The sequence below is a fragment of the Streptomyces sp. NPDC002784 genome, from assembly GCF_053592135.1.
On sequence record NZ_JBSFVD010000013.1, the window covers coordinates 21,890 to 39,177 of the forward strand.

Consider the following 17,288-nt stretch of genomic DNA (forward strand, 5'->3'; position numbering starts at 1 on the left):
CCACCGCGTCAGGCCGACTCCGGGGCTTCACACCCGCACCCCAATTAGTAGCCATGGATATAGTAGCCATGTACAGTATCGGTCATGAGTACGGCATCCGCGGGCGCTACGCCCGGCTTCCTGGTCTGGCGCCTGTCGATGAAGTGGCGGGTCGCGGTCGACCGCGCGGTGGCCCCCCTGGGGCTGACACACGCTCAGTACGCCCTGGTGGCCTCGCTGTACGGCATGCACCGCACCGGACTGCGCCCCAGCCAGCGGCGCCTGGCCGACCACACCGGACTCGAACCGCTCTACGTATCCAAGCTCGCCCGCGCCCTGGAGTCCGCGGGCCTGCTGGAACGCACCCGCGACCCGCGGGACCCGCGCGCCGTGCAGCTCGCCCTCACCGAACAGGGCAGGGAGGTCACCCGGAAGGCGATCCAGGTCGTCCACGGCCTCCTCCAGCAGCTGCTGGAACCGCTCGGCGGCCTCGACAGCCCTCGGGCCCGGGAGTTCACCGCCGACCTGACCACCCTGCTCGACACCCCACTCGACCCGTTCCCGTACAGCGAGCGGCCAGAGAACACCCGGAACAGCACCGGCCACACCGAGGAGCAGTCATGACCACCACCACTCCCCTCGTCGACCCCCGCGTCATCGCGCTCGCCCACTACGCCGCCCGCGCGATTCTCGAACGCGTCCTGGCCCGCCACGGCATGACCTTCCAGCAGTCCGTCGCCCTCCGGCTGGCCGCCGTCGCCGACGGGCCGACCGAGCGCGCGCACCTCGTCGACGGCGTCGTCGGCTCGCTGAAGATCGACGCGGCGGACGCGCACGGCGTGCTCGACGAGCTGCTCGCCGCCGGACTGCTCGCCCCCGACGGGCCGTCCCGCGTGCGGCTCACGGACGCCGGGCGGGAGCGGTTCGACACCACCTCCGCCGAGACCGCCCCCATCTCCGCCCGCATATACGCCGGCATCCCGACGGAGGACCTGGCCGTCGCGGGCCGCGTGCTCACCCGCATCACCGAGCGGGCCGACGCCGAGCTGGCGGCCCTCAGCGCGTAGCCGCCGCCCGCCCGCGCCGGTGGGCGATCTCGCCGAGCACGATGTCGACGGCGAGGAAGGCCAGCAGCGAGATCCCCAGCAGCGGGACGAAGTATCCGATCACCGCGACCACGACCGCCAGCGGCACCAGGATCTGCGGCGGCACCTGCTGCCAGGCACCGCGCGGGACCGGCCGGCCGAAGGCGGAGCCCCGGCCGCGCTGCCACCACATGCGGTAGCCCCAGAGGATCAGCACGACCAGCGAGAGCGCGAGCAGCATCAGGGCGATCTGGCTGACCAGCCCGAACAGCACTCCGGTGTGCAGGTCGATGCCCCAGCGGGTCAGCTTGGCGAGCACCGGGTAGTCGGCGAACCGCAGTTCGTCGGTGACCTGGCCGCTGCCGGGGTCGACGGCGACGGAGTCCTGCTTGGTGGGCCAGCTGCGCTGGATCTGCTTGACCACGTACGCCGATTCCGCGTCCGCGGGCGGCACGATCTCGACCGGGTCACCGAGTCCCTCGGCGCGGGCCGCCGCGAGCGCCTTGTCGAGGCCGACGCCGTGCGCGGCGTCCCCGGCGGCGGCCGAGGCTCCGTGCCCGGAGTGCTCACCGCCCGCACCCGCCGAGATCGACGGGGTGGATCCGCCGAGGGAGGTGCGCAGTTCGTCGATGTTGGCGCCGGTGTACTGCGACCAGGTCAGACCGGTCGCCGACAGGAAGAGGAACCCGGCGGCGGCCCAGGCGCCGACCGTGCCGTGCAGGCCCAGGGTGCGGCGGCGCCCGGTGGTGCCGCGCAGCTTGCGACGGGCCCGGCGCCGGGAGAACCACAGCACCAGGCCGCCCAGGGCGACCACCCACAGCCAGCTCGCGGCGAGTTCGCTGTACCACCGGCCGGTCTCCCCCAGCCGCAGATCGCGGTGGAACTCGTCGATCCAGGTCCGCAGCGGCAGGGCGCCGGTCGAGCCGTACTGTTCGAGCGAGCCGCGGACCTCGGCGGTGTAGGGGTCGACGAAGACGGCGAGGGTGTAGTCCGCGTCGACGCCCTCGACCCCGGACAGCATCACCCTGGTGGTCGCGTCGTCCTCCGGCGAGGGGCGTACGGCCGCGACCGCGCCCTCGGGGTGGGCCTTGCGGGCGGCGGCGACCTGCTCGGAGACCGGCAGCTTCTCGTCGCCGACGGGGACGGTCAGCTCATGCGCGTACACGATCTTCTCGGCCGGGAAGGAGGCGGCGTACAGAAAGCCGGTCGCGGCGGCGAGGAGCAGGAACGGGGCGATGAGCACTCCGGCGTAGAAGTGCAGGCGAAGGATCAGCGGGCGCAGGGGCGCCCAGGTGCGGCGGGCCGGCGCCGGGTCGCCGTCGGTTGGTCGGGGTCCCCCCGCTGGAGCGGAGCCGGAAGTGGGGGAGGTCGGGGGAGCGGTGGACATCGGCGGGTGCCTCTCCGGGGACTGGGGACGCTTGATGTGCGGTAGCGGTCCAGTAGTCGGGACGCACGACCCCGGAGTTCCCGGCAAGGAAAGTGACTTGAGTCACACGGGTTGGGGTCGTGGCATGCTGGCCCGATGGCATCACCCCACGCCCACGCGCCCTTGGCCGAGCAGGTCGACCAACTCCTTTCCATGGACGGCCCGTTGCCGATCGTCGCCGCGGGCGATCCGGTGCTGCGGCGGGAAACCGAGCGCTACGACGGCCAGTTGGGCCCCGCCCTGCTGGCCCGGTTCATCGAGGCCCTGCGTCTGACCATGCACGCGGCGCCGGGCGTGGGCCTGGCGGCACCGCAGGTCGGCGTGCCGCTGCGGATCGCCGTGCTGGAGGACCCGGCGCCGGTGCCGGAGGAGGTACGCCTGGCCCGCGGCCGGGTGCCCCAGCCGTTCCGCGTGCTGGTGAACCCGTCGTACGAACCCGTGGGCCCGGCCCGGGCCGCCTTCTTCGAGGGCTGTCTGAGCGTGCCGGGCTGGCAGGCGGTGGTGGCGAGGGCCGCCGAGGTACGCCTGACCGGTGCGGACGAGCACGGCCGTGCGCTGGACGAGGTGTTCACCGGCTGGCCCGCCCGGATCGTGCAGCACGAGACGGACCACCTCGACGGAACCCTCTACCTCGACCGGGCCGAACCGCGCTCGCTGTCGTCGAACCAGGCGATGGCCGAACGCTGGGCCCAGCCGACCCCGGCCAGGGCCGCGGCGGCGCTCGGCTTCGTCCTGCCGCACTGAGCTCAGCTGTCCCGGTACGTCTCCAGCAGCCTCAGCCACACCTCGCTGATCGTCGGGTACGACGGGACCGCGTGCCAGAGCCTGCTGATCGGCACCTCGCCCGCGACCGCGACGGTCGCCGAGTGGATGAGTTCGCCGACGCCGGGGCCGACGAAGGTGACACCGAGGACGATCTCGCGTTCCAGGTCGACGATCATGCGGGCGCGGCCGCGGTAGCCGTCGCCGTAGAGCGAGGCGCCGGAGACGTTGGCGAGGTCGTAGTCGACCGCGCGGACCCGGTGGCCCGCCTGCTCGGCCTCCGCCAGGGACAGGCCCACGGCGGCTGCCTCGGGGTCGGTGAAGACGACCTGGGGGACGGCCGCGTGGTCGGCGGTGGCCGCGTGGGCTCCCCACGGGTCCGTCTCCAGGAGCGGCACCCCCGAGGCCCGGGCGGCGATCGCGGCACCCGCGATCCGGGCCTGGTACTTGCCCTGGTGGGTCAGCAGCGCGCGCTGGTTGACGTCGCCGACGGCGTAGAGCCAGTCGCTGCCGGTGACGCGCAGGCTGTCGTCGACCGGCAGCCAGGAGCCGGGGTCGATGCCGATCGAGTCCAGGCCGATGTCGTCGGTGTGCGGGGCGCGGCCGGTGGCGAAGAGGATCTCGTCGGCCTCGATCCGGTCGCCGCCGTCGGTGACGGCCACGACGGTGCCGTTCTCACGGGTCACGGACCGCACCGAGGTGCCGGTGCGGACCTCGGCGCCCGCCTCGGTGAGCGCCTCGGCGATCAGTTCACCGGCGAACGGCTCCATCCGGGGCAGCAGGCCCTTGCCCCGGACCAGCAGGGTGACCTGGGAGCCGAGGCCCTGCCAGGCGCAGGCCATCTCGGTGGCGACCACTCCCCCGCCCACCACGACCAGGCGTGCGGGGGCCAGCTTGGCGCTGGTGGCCTCCCGGCTGGTCCAGGGCTTCACGTCGGCGAGTCCGGGCAGGTCGGGCAGGACGGCGCGGGTGCCGGTGCAGACGGCGACGGCGTGCCGGGCGGTCAGGACGCGCTCGGTGCCGTCGGAGCCGGTCACGGTGACCGTGCGGGTCCCGGTGATACGGCCGTGGCCGCGGTAGAGGTCGGCGCCGATGGACTCCAGCCAGCCGACCTGGCCGTCGTCCGTCCAGTGGGAGGTGAAGCCGTCCCGCCGGTCCGTCACCTCCGAGGTGTCGAGGGGGCCCTGCACGGCGGCGCTCAGGCCGGGCAGGCGGCGGGCGTCGGCCTGGGCGATGACCGGGCGCAGCAGGGCCTTGCTGGGCATGCAGGCCCAGTACGAGCACTCGCCGCCGACCAGCTCGCTCTCCACGACCGCGGTGGACAGGCCGGCCGCGCGGGTGCGGTCGGCCACGTTCTCCCCCACGGGCCCGGCCCCGAGCACCACGACGTCGTACGCGATGGATTCCGTTTCCGTCATGGGGTCAGTCTGGTGGGTGGTGTGCGCCATGGCCACACGGGTACGTGCGCCGATGCGTGCCTGTCCGCGCACGGAATACCCACCGGTCCGGCCGTGTTGTGCCGACGGCTTCGCCCGACACCAGGAAGAGGGAGCACGCCATGAGCAGCACCGTGGAACTCACCAAGGAGAACTTCGACCAGACGGTCACGGACAACGAGTTCGTCCTGATCGACTTCTGGGCGGCCTGGTGCGGCCCGTGCCGGCAGTTCGCCCCGGTCTACGAGAAGGCCGCGGAGGAGAACCCCGATCTGGTGTTCGGCAAGGTGGACACCGAGGCGCAGCCGGAGCTGGCCGCGGCCTTCGGTATCCAGTCCATCCCGACGCTGATGATCGTCCGGGACCAGGTCGCCGTGTTCGCGCAGCCGGGCGCCCTGCCCGAGGCCGCCCTGACGGACGTCATCGGGCAGGCCCGCGCGCTCGACATGGACGAGGTCCGCAAGTCCGTGGCCGCCCAGCAGGCGCAGTCCGAGAAGACGCAGTCCGAGCAGAACGGCCAGTAGCTTCCGGTCCTAGAAGGGGTACGGCGCCACGTCGCCGCGTACCGTCGTCCAGCGCACGTCGGTGAAGGCGTCCAGGTTGGCCTCGCCGCCGAACCGCGCGCCGGTGCCGGAGGCCGCCGTACCGCCGAAGGGCGCGACCGCCTCGTCGTTGACGGTCTGGTCGTTGATGTGCACGATGCCGGTCGGGATGCGCTCGGCGAGGTCCAGGCCGCGGGCCGCGTCCCTGGTGACGATGCCCAGGGAGAGGCCGTAGGGTCCGTCCGCCGCGAGGGCGGCGGCCTCGTCGGCGGTACTGAAGGACCGCACGGGCGCGACGGGGCCGAAGACCTCCTCCGCGTAGGCGGGGGTGTCGTCGGCCGCGTCGGCGAGGACCGTCGGCCGGTAGAACAGCGACTCGTGCGTGCCGCCCGCGGCGAGCCTGGCGCCGCGCGCGGCGCTGGCCTCGACCAGGCCGTGCACCTTGGCGAGCTGGTGGCGGTCGATCAGCGGGCCGAGGTGGACCTGGTCGCGGTGCGGGTCGCCGACGGCGAGCGAGTCGGCCTTGGCGGCCAGTCGCTCGACGTACTCCTGGTACAGCGAGCGGTGGACCAGGTGGCGGCCGGTCGTCATGCAGATCTGGCCCTGGTGGAAGAAGGAGCCCCAGGCGGCGGTGGAGATCACCGCGTCCAGGTCGGCGTCCTCCAGCACGATCAGGGCGGAGTTGCCGCCCAGCTCCAGATGCGCGCGCTTGAGATGGCGCCCGGCGGCCTCGCCGACGGCCCGGCCCGCCGCGGTGGAGCCGGTGAAGGACATCACCGGCACCCTCGGGTCGGCGACCAGGGCCGCTCCGGTCTCCGCGCCGCCGGGCAGCACGTGCAGCAGGTTCTCGGGCAGGCCCGCCTCGGCGAAGACCGCGGCGAGGGACAGGCCGCCGCAGACGGCGGTGCGCGGGTCCGGCTTGAGGACGACCGCGTTGCCGAGGGCGAGGGCGGGGGCCACGGAGCGGATGGAGAGGATCAGCGGGGCGTTGAACGGGGAGATCACGCCCACCACGCCGACCGGGACCCGGCGGGTGTACGACAGCCGGGGCGCCTCGGTGGGCAGGACGTGCCCGGCCGGGCGGGAGGCCAGGGCGGCGGCCTCGTAGCACTCCTGGGCGGCGACGTGCAGCTCGAAGTCGGCCTTGCCGGGGATGGAGCCGGACTCGCGCACCAGCCATTCGCGCAGCTCGTCGGCGTGCGCGGCGAACAGGTCCCCCGCCTTGCGCAGGACCCCGGCGCGCACGAAGTGCGGCAGCCGCGCCCACTCGGCCTGTGCCGCGCGGGCGGCCTCGGCGGCCGGGGCGACGTCCTCGGCGGCGGCGAGCGTGACCGTGCCGAGCGCGTCGCCGGTGGCGGGCTCGGTGACGGTGTGCTCGGGGCCCGCGAGGGGGCGGGGCTGCCAGGACTTGGGGTCGAGCAACGACATGACGGCTCTCCGTTCGGTCACCGCGGGACTCACTCGGGGAGCGGGAGTCCCGTGTAGTTCGCCGCCAGCTCGGCGGCCGCGTGGCGGGATGCGGTGATCCGGCGCAGACGTGTGAGCTGCATCCGCTGATCGAACGCATCCCCGTCTGGTTGAGCGTGCAACATCTTAGTCATGTCGTAGGAGAAACGCGTCGCCTGCCACACGCGTGCGAGACACACTTCCGAGTATCTGTCGAGCGGTTGTGTCTCGCCTGTGGAACGCCAGGCGGCGAGCGCGCGGCTCAGCACGCGGACGTCGGAGACGGCGAGGTTGAGGCCCTTGGCGCCGGTCGGCGGGACGATGTGGGCGGCGTCCCCGGCCAGCAGCAGCCGGCCGTGCCGCATCGGCTCGTGGACGTAACTGCGCATCGGCGTCACGGACTTGGCGGTGATGGGTCCGCGCTCCAGGGTCCAGTCGGCGTCGATGGCGAAGCGGGCGGAGAGTTCGTCCCAGATCCGGTCGTCGGGCCAGTCCCGCGGATCGGTGCCGACCGGCACCTGGAGGTACAGCCGGGAGACGGACGGCGAGCGCATGCTGTGCAGGGCGAAGCCGCGCTCACCCCGGGCGTAGATCAACTCCTCGCAGGAGGGCGGCACTTCGGCGAGGATCCCGAGCCAGGCGTAGGGGTGGTCGTGCGCGTACGCCCGGCTCACGGCGGCCGGTACGGCCTCCCGCGACACCCCGTGGAAGCCGTCGCAGCCGACGACCCAGTCGCAGGTCAGCGTCTCCTGGCGGCCCCCGTGCAGGTACCGCACGACGGGCCGCTCGCTCTCCGCACCCTCGACGGCCGTGGCGCGGGCCTCGAACACCAGCGGGGGCCCGTCGGCCAGGTGGAGGGCGATGAGATCCCGCACGATCTCGGTCTGGGCGTAGATGGTGACGGTACGGCCGCCGGTGAGGGCCGGGAAGTCGATGTGGTGCCGTTCCCGCTCGAAGCGCAGCTCGATGCCCCGGTGGACCATGCCCTCGGCCCGCAGCCGGTCGGCGGCGCCCGCCTCCCGCAGGGTGTCGACGGTGCCCTGCTCCAGCATGCCCGCGCGCTGGCGGTGCTCGACGTACTGACGGGTCCTGCTCTCCAGGACGACGCAGTCGACGCCGGCGCGGTGCAGCAGACGGGCGAGGAGCAGCCCGGCGGGGCCACCGCCGATGATGCCGACGGTCGTGCGCATGGACTGCCTCCCGTGCGTCAGCTGGAGTCGCGGTGCACCACCGAGGCCCCCAGTACCTTGTGCGTCCCGGGCGCTGCGGCGGGGTCGCGCACCGCGCGGTCGACCAGTTCGGCGAGGTCGCGGCCGGACGGCAGCTCGATATGGACGGTACTCAGTCTGGGCCTCAGCAGCCTGCCGAGCATCAGGTCGTCGGCGCCGATGACGGCCGTGTCCCCGGGCACCGCCACGCCCTCGTCCTGCAGGGCCCTCATCAGCAGCATCGCGTACTCGTCGTTGTAGGCGAACACGGCGTCCAGGCCGAGCTCGCGCCAGCGCGCGGCGAGAAGGGCGGCGGCCTGTTCGTCGTAGCCGAGGGGCAGCTCCGTCACCGAGGCGTCGGTGCCGGTCAGGGCGCGCCGCACACCGGCGAGACGGGGCCCGGAGAACGCCTCCAGGCCGGGCTCGGCGGGCACCACGACCCCGATCCGGCGCCGGCCGCGTGCGTAGAGGTGGCGCCCCGCGCTGTGGCCGACCGCCGAGTGGTCCATCTGGAGGGTGTGGGCGCCCTCGACGCACTCGGGCCCGATGGTGACCACGGCCCGGGCGCCGGAGCGCTTGAGGACCGTCACGCCCTGCGGGCCGAGCCCGGAGCCCGGCACCAGGACGGCGACGGGACGCAGCTCCGCCCAGGCGCGGGCGGCCTCGTCGCCGTGCAGGCCGACGCTGCCGTACTGCACGACGGTGTAGTCGAGGCGGCCGAGGGCGGACTGGAGGTCGCTGATGAACTGGCTGTACAGGGGGCCGACCGGGAAGGCCGGGGCGGGCATCAGGACCATCCGGCTGTGCCCGGCGCGCAGGCTGCGGGCGGCGGCGTGCGGGACGTAGCCCAGCTCCTTCGCGGCCTCGTGCACCCGGCGCCGGGTGGGCTCGCTGATCCGTACGGCACTGGTGTTGTTGAGGACGTAGGAGACGGTCGCGCGCGAGACGCCGGCCAGGCGGGCCACATCGGCGCTCGTGGGAACCGAGCGCGGTGCGGGAGACGCGGACGCGGACGTATTCGGTATCTGCACCATGACGTACGGCATCTTGGCAGAAGCTGTGAAGAGACGTCCGGGCGGGGCTGTCACGCCGTCAGCGGGGCGGAGCGGTCCTCGTGAGGCGGTCGACGAGATCCAGCCAGCCGGCCTCCACGCGCTCCTGCGGCATCCCGCAGACCTTGCTGCGGTAGTGCACCATCGGGGGGTCGAGATACGCCATCAGGGTCAGGGCGAGCAGTTCGCAGTCCGCGTCGGGGACTATCTGGCGCAGCAGGATCAGGACATGGCCGCGCAGGAAGCGGCGAGGGGCGTTGTCGTAGCGGCGCTGCGGGTCGCCCTCGGCGGCGAGCTGGAGCTGGAGCTCGTCGACGCAGCGGCGCAGCAGCGCGAGTCCGAACGCCCTGAGCCGCTCCAGGGGCGGCGCGCCGGGGCCCAGGGGCGGAGGGCCGGTGATGACCGCGGACTGGAAGTTCTTCTCGGAGTGGTCGAGCAGGGCCGTGAGCAGGCCGGTGCGGTCGCCGAAGCGGCGGAACACCGTCCCCTTGCCGACCTGGGCCGCCGCGGCCACCGCCTCCATCGTGACCCCGGCCGCTCCGTGCTGTGCCACCAGCCGCCCGGCGGCCTCCAGCAGCCGGGCCCGGTTGCGGGCGGCGTCGGCGCGCAGGCAGGGCTCGTCCTCCGGGGAGCCCAGCTGGAGCAGTTCCGGCTCGCCGAGGGGCTCCTGAGGCAGGGGGAAGGGCGGCAGGGAGGCGGACATGAAGCCAGCGTAAAGCATCGGGAATGAAACTGGACCGCGGTCCGCTTATGATGCTAGAAACTAAACGGACCCCGGTCCGGTTGCTTCCCGTCGCTGTTTCACACCTGGAGTTCGCATGTCTGTTCGCATCCTCGCGCTCGTCGGCAGCCTTCGCGCCGGTTCGCACAACCGCCAGCTCGCCGAGGCGGCCGTGCAGCTCGCACCCGAGGGCGCCGAGGTCGAGCTCTTCGAGGGCCTGGCCGAGATCCCGTTCTACAACGAGGACATCGACGTCGAGGGCAACGTCCCGGAGCCCGCCGCCAAGCTGCGCGCGGCCGCGCAGGCCGCCGACGCGTTCCTGCTGTTCTCCCCCGAGTACAACGGCTCCATTCCGGCCGTCCTGAAGAACGCCATCGACTGGCTGTCCCGCCCGTACGGCGCCGGCGCCTTCGGCGGCAAGCCGGTCGCCGTGGTCGGCACCGCCTTCGGCCAGTACGGCGGTGTGTGGGCGCAGGACGAGACCCGCAAGGCCGTGGGCATCGCCGGCGGCAAGGTGCTGGAGGACGTCAAGCTGTCCATCCCCGGCTCCCTCACCCGCTTCGCCGAGACTCACCCGGCCGACGACACCGAGATCGCCGCGCAGCTGACCGAGGTCATCACCCGCGTGCACGAGTACGCCGGCGAGACGGCCGCCGCCTGAGGCACCTCCCCGGAGCGGGGCGGGAACGTGACGGTTCCCGCCCCGCTTCGGCATGTCAGCCCGCCGCCGTGGCCGACAGCTCCCGCAGCTCCGCCAGCGCGGCGGCGACCGCGGGCCGGGTCCGGCAGCCGCTGCGAGTGGCGCTGAGCAGCTTGCGGTGCGGATTGCCGGCGCAGCGCAGCCGCGTGACCGGCAGATGCGGGGGCAGCCGGGCCAGGCGCGGGATCAGCGCGACGCCGAGTCCGTGGGCCACCAGATGGGCGGTGGCGATCCAGTCCTGCGCGTGATGGACCACGCCGGGGGTGAACCCGGCCTCCTGGCACGCCGAGATCACATGGGTGCGGCACGGGTTCTCGGGCAGCGGCGCGATCCAGTCCTCGTGCGCGGCCTCGGCGAGCTCGACGGCCGTACGCCCGGCGAGCGGGTGCCCCTCGGGCACCACCAGGTCGTAGGGGTCGTCGAGCAGGGGCCGCTGGTCGAAACGGGCGTCGCCCAGCGGCGGGTTGTACGGCGTCGCCTGGACCACGGCCAGGTCCAGCGCCCCCTCGAAGAGCAGGTCGAAGCTCTCGGTCACCGCGGTCTCCTGGATCAGCACGCGCAGCTTGGGGTGCCGTTCCCGCAACCGTACGGCCATGGGCGCGAGGAGCACCGACACGGCGACCGGGAAACCGCCCACGCGCACGGGCCCGGCGGGGGCGCCGTCCTCCGCGCGCAGCTCGAGTTCGGCCTCCTCCCAGCGGGCCTGGATGGCGTCGGCATGGGCGAGCAGGCTCTCCGCGGCGGGGGTGAGCCGTACCCCGCGCCCCTGTGGTTCCAGCAGGTCGACGCCCAGGTCTCGGGCGAGCTGCCGGATCTGCTGGGAGGCCGCGGACGGGGTGAAGTGCAGGGCCCGGGCCGCCGCGGTGACCGTGCCGTAGTGGGCGACGGCCCTCAGGACGTGCAGTCGGCGCAGGTCAATCATGAAGCCCACGCTTCAAGGTGTCGTGCAGAAAGTCAACCTGGACGTACATGAACCCGGGGCCGCACGCTGGTCAGTGATCCGACCACGGCCTACGAGGAGTTGCCATGACCAGCACCACCGGCACCGCCTGCCCGCACTGCGGCTGGCCCGACGCCGCCGAGCCCTTCCAGGTGGTCTCCCGGCACGACACCGCGGCGGGCCGCACGGTGTGGACCCGGTGCGGCTGCGGTTCGCTCCAGGTCCGGCTCGTCGAGGCGAGCGGGGTCCGGATCGTCTCGCGCAGCCGGCCGCCGGTGACCGCTCAGGCCGGCCCGGCCGGCCGCTGAACGGACGGCAGGCGCCGCGGAGTTCTCCGGCCCGTTGCAAAGCGTTCAAACAGGGGACCGATTCCGGTCAACTCTGCCAGGGTGGGCGGATGCAGACCCTTTACCGCAGACTGCTCCGGCTGATGCCCCGCCTCGGCGTGCGGGTGACGGACCTGGCCCCGGGAACCGCCCTGGTCTCCCGGCGCGGCCGGTACACGGTGCGATCCGTCGGCAAGGACGCCTGGATGGTCCTCCGCGGCGCCCCCGGCGCCTGGACCACCGTCCCGCTGGGCGGGAGCGGGGCCCGGCTCGTCCTCGGCGAGACGTCCGCGGCGGACGAGCGCAAGCTGCAGACGGCCGCGGCCGAGTACCTGTGCACCCAGCACGTCACCGCGATGTTCGAGCTGTACGGCGTGAACTGCGTGCTGGACGTGGGCGCCAACCACGGCCAGTACGCCAAGAGGCTGCGCAAGCACGGCTACCGGGGCCGGATCGTGTCGTTCGAACCGACCGCGGATGCCTTCGCCAAGCTGAGCGAGGCCGCCGAGCGCGACCCCCGGTGGCAGGTGTACCACTGCGCCCTGGGCCGCGAGGACACCACGGCCGAGATCCACGTCGGCTGGAACACCATGAACTCCCTGCTCCCGGCCAGCGACTACGGCCGCGACCGCTACAAGCGCTTCCACACCACCCGCACCGAACAGATCCGCATCCGGCGCCTGGACGCCGTACTCGACGAGGCCCTCGACGGCATCGAGGACCCGCGGCCCTTCCTGAAGATGGACACCCAGGGCTACGACCTGGAGGTGTACGCCGGTGCCGGGGAACGGATCGCCGACTTCGTGGGCCTGCAGTCGGAGGTCGCCATGCTGCGCCTGTACGAGGGCAGCCCGCCGATGAGCGAGTCCGTCGCCGCGTACGAGGACGGCGGCTTCGAGATCACCGGCATGTACCCGGTGACCCGTGAGGCGGCCACCGGGCGGGTGGTGGAGTTCGACTGCGTGATGATGCGGGCGAAGGCGGCGCCCGGCACCGTCTAGGGCGGTGCGTCCGGCCGCCCTCAGCCGTGGTGCGCGCGGAAGGTGCGCCGGTAGGTGTCCGGGGGCACTCCGAGGGTGCGGTTGAAGTGGCGGCGCAGGGTCGTGGCGGTGCCCATGCCGGTGGCGGCCGCGATGGCGTCGACGCTGTCGTCGGTGGTCTCCAGCAGTTCCTGGGCGCGGCGGATGCGCTGGTTGAGCAGCCACCGCAGCGGTGTGGTGCCGGTCGCCGCCCGGAAGTGGCGGCCCAGGGTGCGTGAGCTGGTCCGGGTCCGGCGTGCCAAGTCCTCGACGGTCAGCGGCTGGTCGAGGCGTTCCATCACCCAGGGCAGCAGGGCGGCGAGCGGGTGGTCGTCCCGGGCGGGCACCGGGGTGGTGACGAACTGCGCCTGGCCGCCGGCCCGGTGCGGGGGCACGACCAGCCGGCGGGCGACGGCGTTGGCCACGGTGGAGCCGCGGTCCTGCCGGACCAGGTGCAGGCACAGGTCCAGGGCGGCGGCCTTTCCGGCCGAGGTGAGCACGCTGCCGTTGTCGACGTAGAGGACATCCGGGTCGACCTCCACCCGGGGGTGGCGGACGGCCAGCGCGTCGGTGTGCGCCCAGTGCGTGGTCGCGCGTCGGCCGTCCAGCAGGCCCGCGGCGGCCAGCACGAACGCGCCGGTGCACAGGGAGGCGACCCGGCTCCCCGCCTCGTGCGCCGCGCGGACCGCGTCGACCAGTTCGGCGGGCGGTTCGACGTCGATGTCCGCCCAGCCGGGGACGATCACCGTGTCAGCGCCCCGAAGGCGGTCCAGCCCGTGGTCGGGCTCCAGCCAAAACCGGCCGAACCGCACCGCGCCGGGTCCGCACACGGTCACGTCGTACCAGGGTCCCGGGACCGCGTCCGGGGCGCCGCCGAACACCTCCTGCGCCACGGACAGTTCGAAATGCAGCATCCCGTCGGTGACGGCGAACGCGACTGATCCCATGTCCGGAATTGTATGGGCGGTGTCGTTCCGGACACTCACGATGGGGTGCCCGTCCTTGCCAGGATGATCACAACGGAACGGACAGAGGACGGGGAGAGATCATGGGACAGCGGGTTGCGGTGTTCGGCGCGTACGGGCACACCGGGCGGTTCGTGGTGGCGGAACTGCTGGAGCGGGGGTTCGTGCCGGTGCTGTCCGGGCGGGACGCCGAGAAGCTCGAGGCGTCGGCGGCGCCGGGCCTGGAGGTCCGTCCCGCGTCCGTGGACGACGCGGCCTCGCTGGACCGCGCGCTGGCCGGAACGGCGGCCGTGATCAACGCCGCCGGGCCGTTCGCGACGACCGCCGCGCCGGTGATCGAGGCGGCGCTGCGGGCCGGGATCCCGTACGTGGACGTGGCGGCCGAGATCGAGGCGAACGACGACACCTTCACCCACTTCGGCGAGCGCGCCCGGGCGGCGGGCACGCTGGTGGTCCCCGCGATGGCCTTCTACGGCGGACTCGGCGACCTGCTCGTCACCTCGGCGATGGGCGACTGGACGAGCGCCGACGAGGCCCACATCGCGTACGGCCTGAACGGCTGGCACCCCACCGCCGGGACCCGCATCGCGGGCGAGGTGTCCCGGGAGCGGCGCGGGGGCCGCCGGGTCCGCTTCGGCAAGGGGCGCCTGGAGTACCACGACGACGCGACGACCATCGTCGACTGGCCGTTCCCCGAGCCGCTGGGCGAGCGCCCGGTCGTCGCCGAGTTCACGATGGCCGACGTCGTCACCGTGCCCAGCCATCTGACCGTGCCCGAGGTGCGGACCTACATGACGACCGAGGCGGCCACGGACATCGCGGCCCCGGACACACCCGCGCCGACGGCCGCCGACGAGCGGGGACGCTCCGACCAGACCTTCCTCGTCGACGTCGTCGTCCGCTCGGCCGGCCGCGAACGCCGGGCGGTGGCCCGCGGCCGGGACATCTACGCGGTCACCGCACCCCTCGCCGTGGAGGCGGTGCACCGGATCCTCACCGGCCGGACGAGGACGCTCGGCGTCGCGTCGGCCGGGGCGGCCTTCGACGCGGCGGACTTCCTCGCGTCGCTGTCGGAGCATGTGTCGGTGGAGGTGACCCGGTAGGGGCGGGTCACCCGGTCAGCGCCGGAACTCGTGCACGACCTCGATCGTGCCGACGATATGGGCGTTGAACTCGTCGAGCTCCTCGGCCGGCACCCACAGCTCCAGGATCGTCTCGCCGCCCGCCTGCTGGACGGGGTAGCGGCTGAGGAAATCGGACTCGACCTCGAAACGGGTCACGAAGCCGGCGCCGCTGTGCTTGACGTTCCAGTCCCGGGCGATCTTCACCGCGTAGTCCTCGTTGAGCACCGGGTAGAAGATCGGCTGCTCCGGCAGGCGCGGCGGCCAGGCCCGCCACTCCAGCTCTCGGACCAGGGCCAGCTCCTCCGGCCCGGTGGGGCGCCAGAGGGTCGTCGTCGCGGGCGGGCGGCTGTTCATCGGATCGGTCTCTTTCTTCGTGGCCGGAGATCATGACCGTAGCGGCGGAGCGTGGCGGGGCGCCATCGAGTTGCCGGAGGTACTTGCGAGCGATCAATAATTGCGCACGACGGCAATTTCGCGGATGGCATATCCTGGGGGGCAGTCACACCGGGACGGAGGAGCCAGGCCCCATGACCGCCACAGACCCCGCACTCACCGCCCTCGCCCAGGGCTGGTGCGCGCTCTCCCTGCTGCACGGGCGGATCGAGGCCCACATCGAGCGCGCCCTGCAGTCCGGGCACGACCTCAGCGTGCGGGAGTACTCGCTGCTCGACGTCCTGAGCCGGCAGCACTCCGGCGAGGGCGGGCACCTCCAGATGAAGCAGGTCGCCGACGCCGTCGTCCTCAGCCAGAGCGCCACCACCCGGCTGGTGACCCGCCTGGAGGACCGCGGCCTGCTCTCCCGCTACCTCTGCCCCACCGACCGCCGCGGCATCTACACCGACGTCACGGAAGCGGGCCTGAAGCTGCTGGAGGAGGCCCGCCCCACGAACGAGTCCGCCCTGCGCGAGGCCCTCGACGAGGCGGCCCGGAACCCCGAACTCGCCCCGCTGGTCAAGGCCGTGGAGACCTTGCGCGTCCCCGCCTGACCGCCTCAGCGCGCCAGCGCCGACCGCGCCGCCGCCAGCGCCTGCTCCGCGTAGCCCCGGCCGAACAGCACCGCGTGGACCAGCAGCGGGAAGAGCTGGTGCAGGGCGATCCGGGCGGGCCAGTCGTCGCTGAGCGGCGCGGCCTTCTGATAGCCGTCCAGGATCCGGTCCAGGTGGGGGCAGCCGAAGAGATGGAGCATCGCCAGGTCCGTCTCCCGGTGACCGCCGTGCGCGGCCGGGTCGATCAGCCAGGCGTGCCCGTCGGCGCCCCACAGGACGTTGCCGTTCCACAGGTCGCCGTGCAGCCGCGCCGGAGGTTCGGCGGGGCCCGCCAGGTCGGGCAGGCGGGCGCAGACCCGCTCGAACTCCGCCGCCTCGCGGGCGTCCAGCGTGCCGCCGTCGACCGCCAGGCGCACATACGGCAGCACCCGGTGCTCGGCGTACCAGCGCGGCCAGTCCGTGCCGTCGACGTTCCCCATCGGGGCCAGGCCGATGTACGCGTCCCTCGGGCCGCCGGGCGGCGGCGCCCCGAGCGCCGGGGCGCCCGCGGCGTGCAACGCGGCCAGCTCGCGGCCCAGTTGCTCCGCCGCCTCGGAGTTCGGGCGGCCCGCCGGGACGCGGTCCGTCACCAGCCACTCCTCGTCGTGCCCGTGCACGGCCGGCACCCGGACCGCGCCGGACTCCCCCAGCCAGCGCAGCCCCGCCGCCTCGGCCCGGGTCGCGCCGGGCCCGCCGTCGCCGCGCTTCACCATCACCACCCGCCCGCCGTCGAGGGTGACTTCGGCCAGCGTGCCGGACAGGCGCCGTGCGCCGAGCACGGCACCGCCGGTGAAGCGGGCCGCCACGGCAGCCGCTTGCTCCTGTGAATCCCTCATGACGGCAGCGTAAGCCGCTGCCCCGCTGGGCACGGGGCTCATCGAGCGGTCAGAGGGTGGCGAGCAGGTCGTCGAGCGGGGCGGGAACGCGGTCGGGGTCCAGGGCCTCGACGAGGACCCGGCCGTAGTGGATCTTGCGTCCCTTCTTCGTTCCGAAGAAGCGCCTGAACTGCTGCTGCGGGTCGCGGCCCTGCTGAGCGGGCTGGCGCAGGAAGGTCCGCAGGGGGCGTGAGTCGCCCTCCTCGTGGACGAGCTGCTCGATCCGGGGCACGCCCAGCGCGCGGATCAGCTCGTCCTCCAGGTCCGCCGCACAGACGAAGAAGTCCCGCTCCGAAGCACCGGCCCGGGTGAAACCGCGGGCGTAGTAAGGGCGTTCCGCCTCGTCGCACAGGCCCGTGAGGCGCAGGCCCAGGCCGGGTGGGCCGAGCAGCTGGGCGTAGCGCCCGACGCTCATCGCGCCGCCGATCGACAGGACGCAGACGCCGTCGTCCGCCAGATCCCGGCCGCGGCTCTCCACCAGCGCCTCGACCGCCGCGACGTCGCTGAGCCCTTCGAGCAGGACGACCGTCCGGACGGTGTGCCGCGCGGCCAGCTCACGGGCGGGGCCCGCGGGACCGCCCGCCGCCCACGCGGTGACCGCGTCCCGGAACGCCCCCATGTCCACCATGAGCCGAGTCTCGGCCAGTTCCGCCCCCG

General features: G+C 73.4%; 20 protein-coding genes. 9 read left to right on the plus strand and 11 right to left on the minus strand.

Features of this window, described 5'->3' with window-relative positions; all coding sequences use genetic code 11:
* Positions 1–84 precede the first annotated feature (84 nt).
* Both ACWD1Z_RS22180 and ACWD1Z_RS22185 read left to right on the plus strand, forming a co-directional pair.
* Positions 85–603 carry a MarR family winged helix-turn-helix transcriptional regulator gene (locus ACWD1Z_RS22180; RefSeq protein WP_451121046.1) on the plus strand — a complete coding sequence of 173 codons (519 nt, stop codon included), beginning with the start codon at positions 85–87 and terminating at the stop codon, positions 601–603.
* Positions 600–1,046 carry a MarR family winged helix-turn-helix transcriptional regulator gene (locus ACWD1Z_RS22185; RefSeq protein ID WP_451121047.1) on the plus strand — a complete coding sequence of 149 codons (447 nt, stop codon included), beginning with the start codon at positions 600–602 and terminating at the stop codon, positions 1,044–1,046. The genes ACWD1Z_RS22180 and ACWD1Z_RS22185 overlap by 4 nt, the downstream gene beginning before the upstream one ends.
* Here the strand turns inward: ACWD1Z_RS22185 and ACWD1Z_RS22190 are convergent.
* A complete protein-coding gene (locus ACWD1Z_RS22190; RefSeq protein WP_451121049.1) occupies positions 1,036–2,451 on the minus strand; it encodes a PepSY-associated TM helix domain-containing protein in 1,416 nt (471 codons plus the stop codon). The two genes, ACWD1Z_RS22185 and ACWD1Z_RS22190, sit on opposite strands and share 11 nt — an antisense overlap.
* Before the next feature lie 135 nt (positions 2,452–2,586).
* On the opposite strand from ACWD1Z_RS22190, the gene ACWD1Z_RS22195 reads away from it, so the two are divergent.
* A complete protein-coding gene (locus ACWD1Z_RS22195; protein WP_451121051.1) occupies positions 2,587–3,234 on the plus strand; it encodes a peptide deformylase in 648 nt (215 codons plus the stop codon).
* A 2-nt stretch (positions 3,235–3,236) separates the two neighbouring features.
* Here the strand turns inward: ACWD1Z_RS22195 and ACWD1Z_RS22200 are convergent, their stop codons facing one another.
* The gene (locus tag ACWD1Z_RS22200; protein WP_451121053.1) at positions 3,237–4,670 is read right to left on the minus strand and encodes a dihydrolipoyl dehydrogenase family protein; all 1,434 of its coding nucleotides are present in this window, start codon (positions 4,668–4,670) and stop codon (positions 3,237–3,239) included.
* Between the two features lie 140 nt (positions 4,671–4,810).
* Here ACWD1Z_RS22200 and trxA point away from each other — a divergent pair, with 140 nt between their 5' ends.
* Positions 4,811–5,212, plus strand: coding sequence for a thioredoxin (gene trxA / locus ACWD1Z_RS22205; protein WP_451121055.1), 402 nt, complete (start codon positions 4,811–4,813; stop codon positions 5,210–5,212).
* Between the two features lie 9 nt (positions 5,213–5,221).
* Here trxA and ACWD1Z_RS22210 read toward each other — a convergent pair whose 3' ends face one another.
* Genes ACWD1Z_RS22210 through ACWD1Z_RS22225 form a run of 4 tightly spaced genes read right to left on the minus strand, consistent with a single transcriptional unit; the run spans position 5,222 to position 9,639 of the window.
* Entirely contained in the window at positions 5,222–6,658 is a 1,437-nt protein-coding gene (locus ACWD1Z_RS22210; RefSeq protein WP_451121056.1) for an aldehyde dehydrogenase family protein, read from the minus strand.
* Positions 6,659–6,687: 29 nt separating this feature from the next.
* Positions 6,688–7,866, minus strand: coding sequence for a 4-hydroxybenzoate 3-monooxygenase (locus ACWD1Z_RS22215; RefSeq protein ID WP_451121058.1), 1,179 nt, complete (start codon positions 7,864–7,866; stop codon positions 6,688–6,690).
* Positions 7,867–7,883: 17 nt separating this feature from the next.
* Entirely contained in the window at positions 7,884–8,930 is a 1,047-nt protein-coding gene (locus ACWD1Z_RS22220) for a LacI family DNA-binding transcriptional regulator (protein ID WP_451121060.1), read from the minus strand.
* Between the two features lie 46 nt (positions 8,931–8,976).
* Positions 8,977–9,639, minus strand: a complete 663-nt coding sequence (locus tag ACWD1Z_RS22225) for a TetR/AcrR family transcriptional regulator (protein ID WP_451121062.1) — start codon at positions 9,637–9,639, stop codon at positions 8,977–8,979.
* Between the two features lie 115 nt (positions 9,640–9,754).
* Here ACWD1Z_RS22225 and ACWD1Z_RS22230 point away from each other — a divergent pair, with 115 nt between their 5' ends.
* The gene (locus tag ACWD1Z_RS22230; protein ID WP_451121064.1) at positions 9,755–10,318 is read left to right on the plus strand and encodes an NAD(P)H-dependent oxidoreductase; all 564 of its coding nucleotides are present in this window, start codon (positions 9,755–9,757) and stop codon (positions 10,316–10,318) included.
* 55 nt (positions 10,319–10,373) lie between these two features.
* Here ACWD1Z_RS22230 and ACWD1Z_RS22235 read toward each other — a convergent pair whose 3' ends face one another.
* Positions 10,374–11,279: a LysR family transcriptional regulator gene (locus tag ACWD1Z_RS22235; RefSeq protein WP_451121066.1), complete on the minus strand. Its 906-nt coding sequence runs from the start codon at positions 11,277–11,279 to the stop codon at positions 10,374–10,376.
* Between the two features lie 104 nt (positions 11,280–11,383).
* Between ACWD1Z_RS22235 and ACWD1Z_RS22240 the strand changes: the two genes are divergently transcribed.
* The gene (locus tag ACWD1Z_RS22240) at positions 11,384–11,605 is read left to right on the plus strand and encodes a hypothetical protein (protein WP_451121068.1); all 222 of its coding nucleotides are present in this window, start codon (positions 11,384–11,386) and stop codon (positions 11,603–11,605) included.
* Between the two features lie 89 nt (positions 11,606–11,694).
* Positions 11,695–12,624 carry an FkbM family methyltransferase gene (locus ACWD1Z_RS22245; RefSeq protein WP_451121069.1) on the plus strand — a complete coding sequence of 310 codons (930 nt, stop codon included), beginning with the start codon at positions 11,695–11,697 and terminating at the stop codon, positions 12,622–12,624.
* Between the two features lie 20 nt (positions 12,625–12,644).
* Here ACWD1Z_RS22245 and ACWD1Z_RS22250 read toward each other — a convergent pair whose 3' ends face one another.
* Positions 12,645–13,589, minus strand: a complete 945-nt coding sequence (locus ACWD1Z_RS22250; RefSeq protein ID WP_451121071.1) for a helix-turn-helix domain-containing protein — start codon at positions 13,587–13,589, stop codon at positions 12,645–12,647.
* Positions 13,590–13,690: 101 nt separating this feature from the next.
* On the opposite strand from ACWD1Z_RS22250, the gene ACWD1Z_RS22255 reads away from it, so the two are divergent.
* On the plus strand, positions 13,691–14,710 hold the full coding sequence (locus tag ACWD1Z_RS22255) for a saccharopine dehydrogenase family protein (protein ID WP_451121073.1): 1,020 nt from the start codon (positions 13,691–13,693) through the stop codon (positions 14,708–14,710).
* Positions 14,711–14,725: 15 nt separating this feature from the next.
* On the opposite strand, the gene ACWD1Z_RS22260 is transcribed toward ACWD1Z_RS22255, so the two are convergent.
* Positions 14,726–15,085, minus strand: a complete 360-nt coding sequence (locus ACWD1Z_RS22260; RefSeq protein WP_451121075.1) for a hypothetical protein — start codon at positions 15,083–15,085, stop codon at positions 14,726–14,728.
* Positions 15,086–15,258: 173 nt separating this feature from the next.
* Here ACWD1Z_RS22260 and ACWD1Z_RS22265 point away from each other — a divergent pair, with 173 nt between their 5' ends.
* Positions 15,259–15,717 carry a MarR family winged helix-turn-helix transcriptional regulator gene (locus tag ACWD1Z_RS22265; RefSeq protein ID WP_389418912.1) on the plus strand — a complete coding sequence of 153 codons (459 nt, stop codon included), beginning with the start codon at positions 15,259–15,261 and terminating at the stop codon, positions 15,715–15,717.
* Between the two features lie 5 nt (positions 15,718–15,722).
* Here ACWD1Z_RS22265 and ACWD1Z_RS22270 read toward each other — a convergent pair whose 3' ends face one another.
* Together ACWD1Z_RS22270 and ACWD1Z_RS22275 are read right to left on the minus strand one after the other, a co-directional pair.
* Positions 15,723–16,592, minus strand: a complete 870-nt coding sequence (locus tag ACWD1Z_RS22270) for a fructosamine kinase family protein (protein WP_451121077.1) — start codon at positions 16,590–16,592, stop codon at positions 15,723–15,725.
* 49 nt (positions 16,593–16,641) lie between these two features.
* Positions 16,642–17,259 carry a TOPRIM nucleotidyl transferase/hydrolase domain-containing protein gene (locus tag ACWD1Z_RS22275; protein ID WP_451121079.1) on the minus strand — a complete coding sequence of 206 codons (618 nt, stop codon included), beginning with the start codon at positions 17,257–17,259 and terminating at the stop codon, positions 16,642–16,644.
* Positions 17,260–17,288 lie beyond the last annotated feature (29 nt).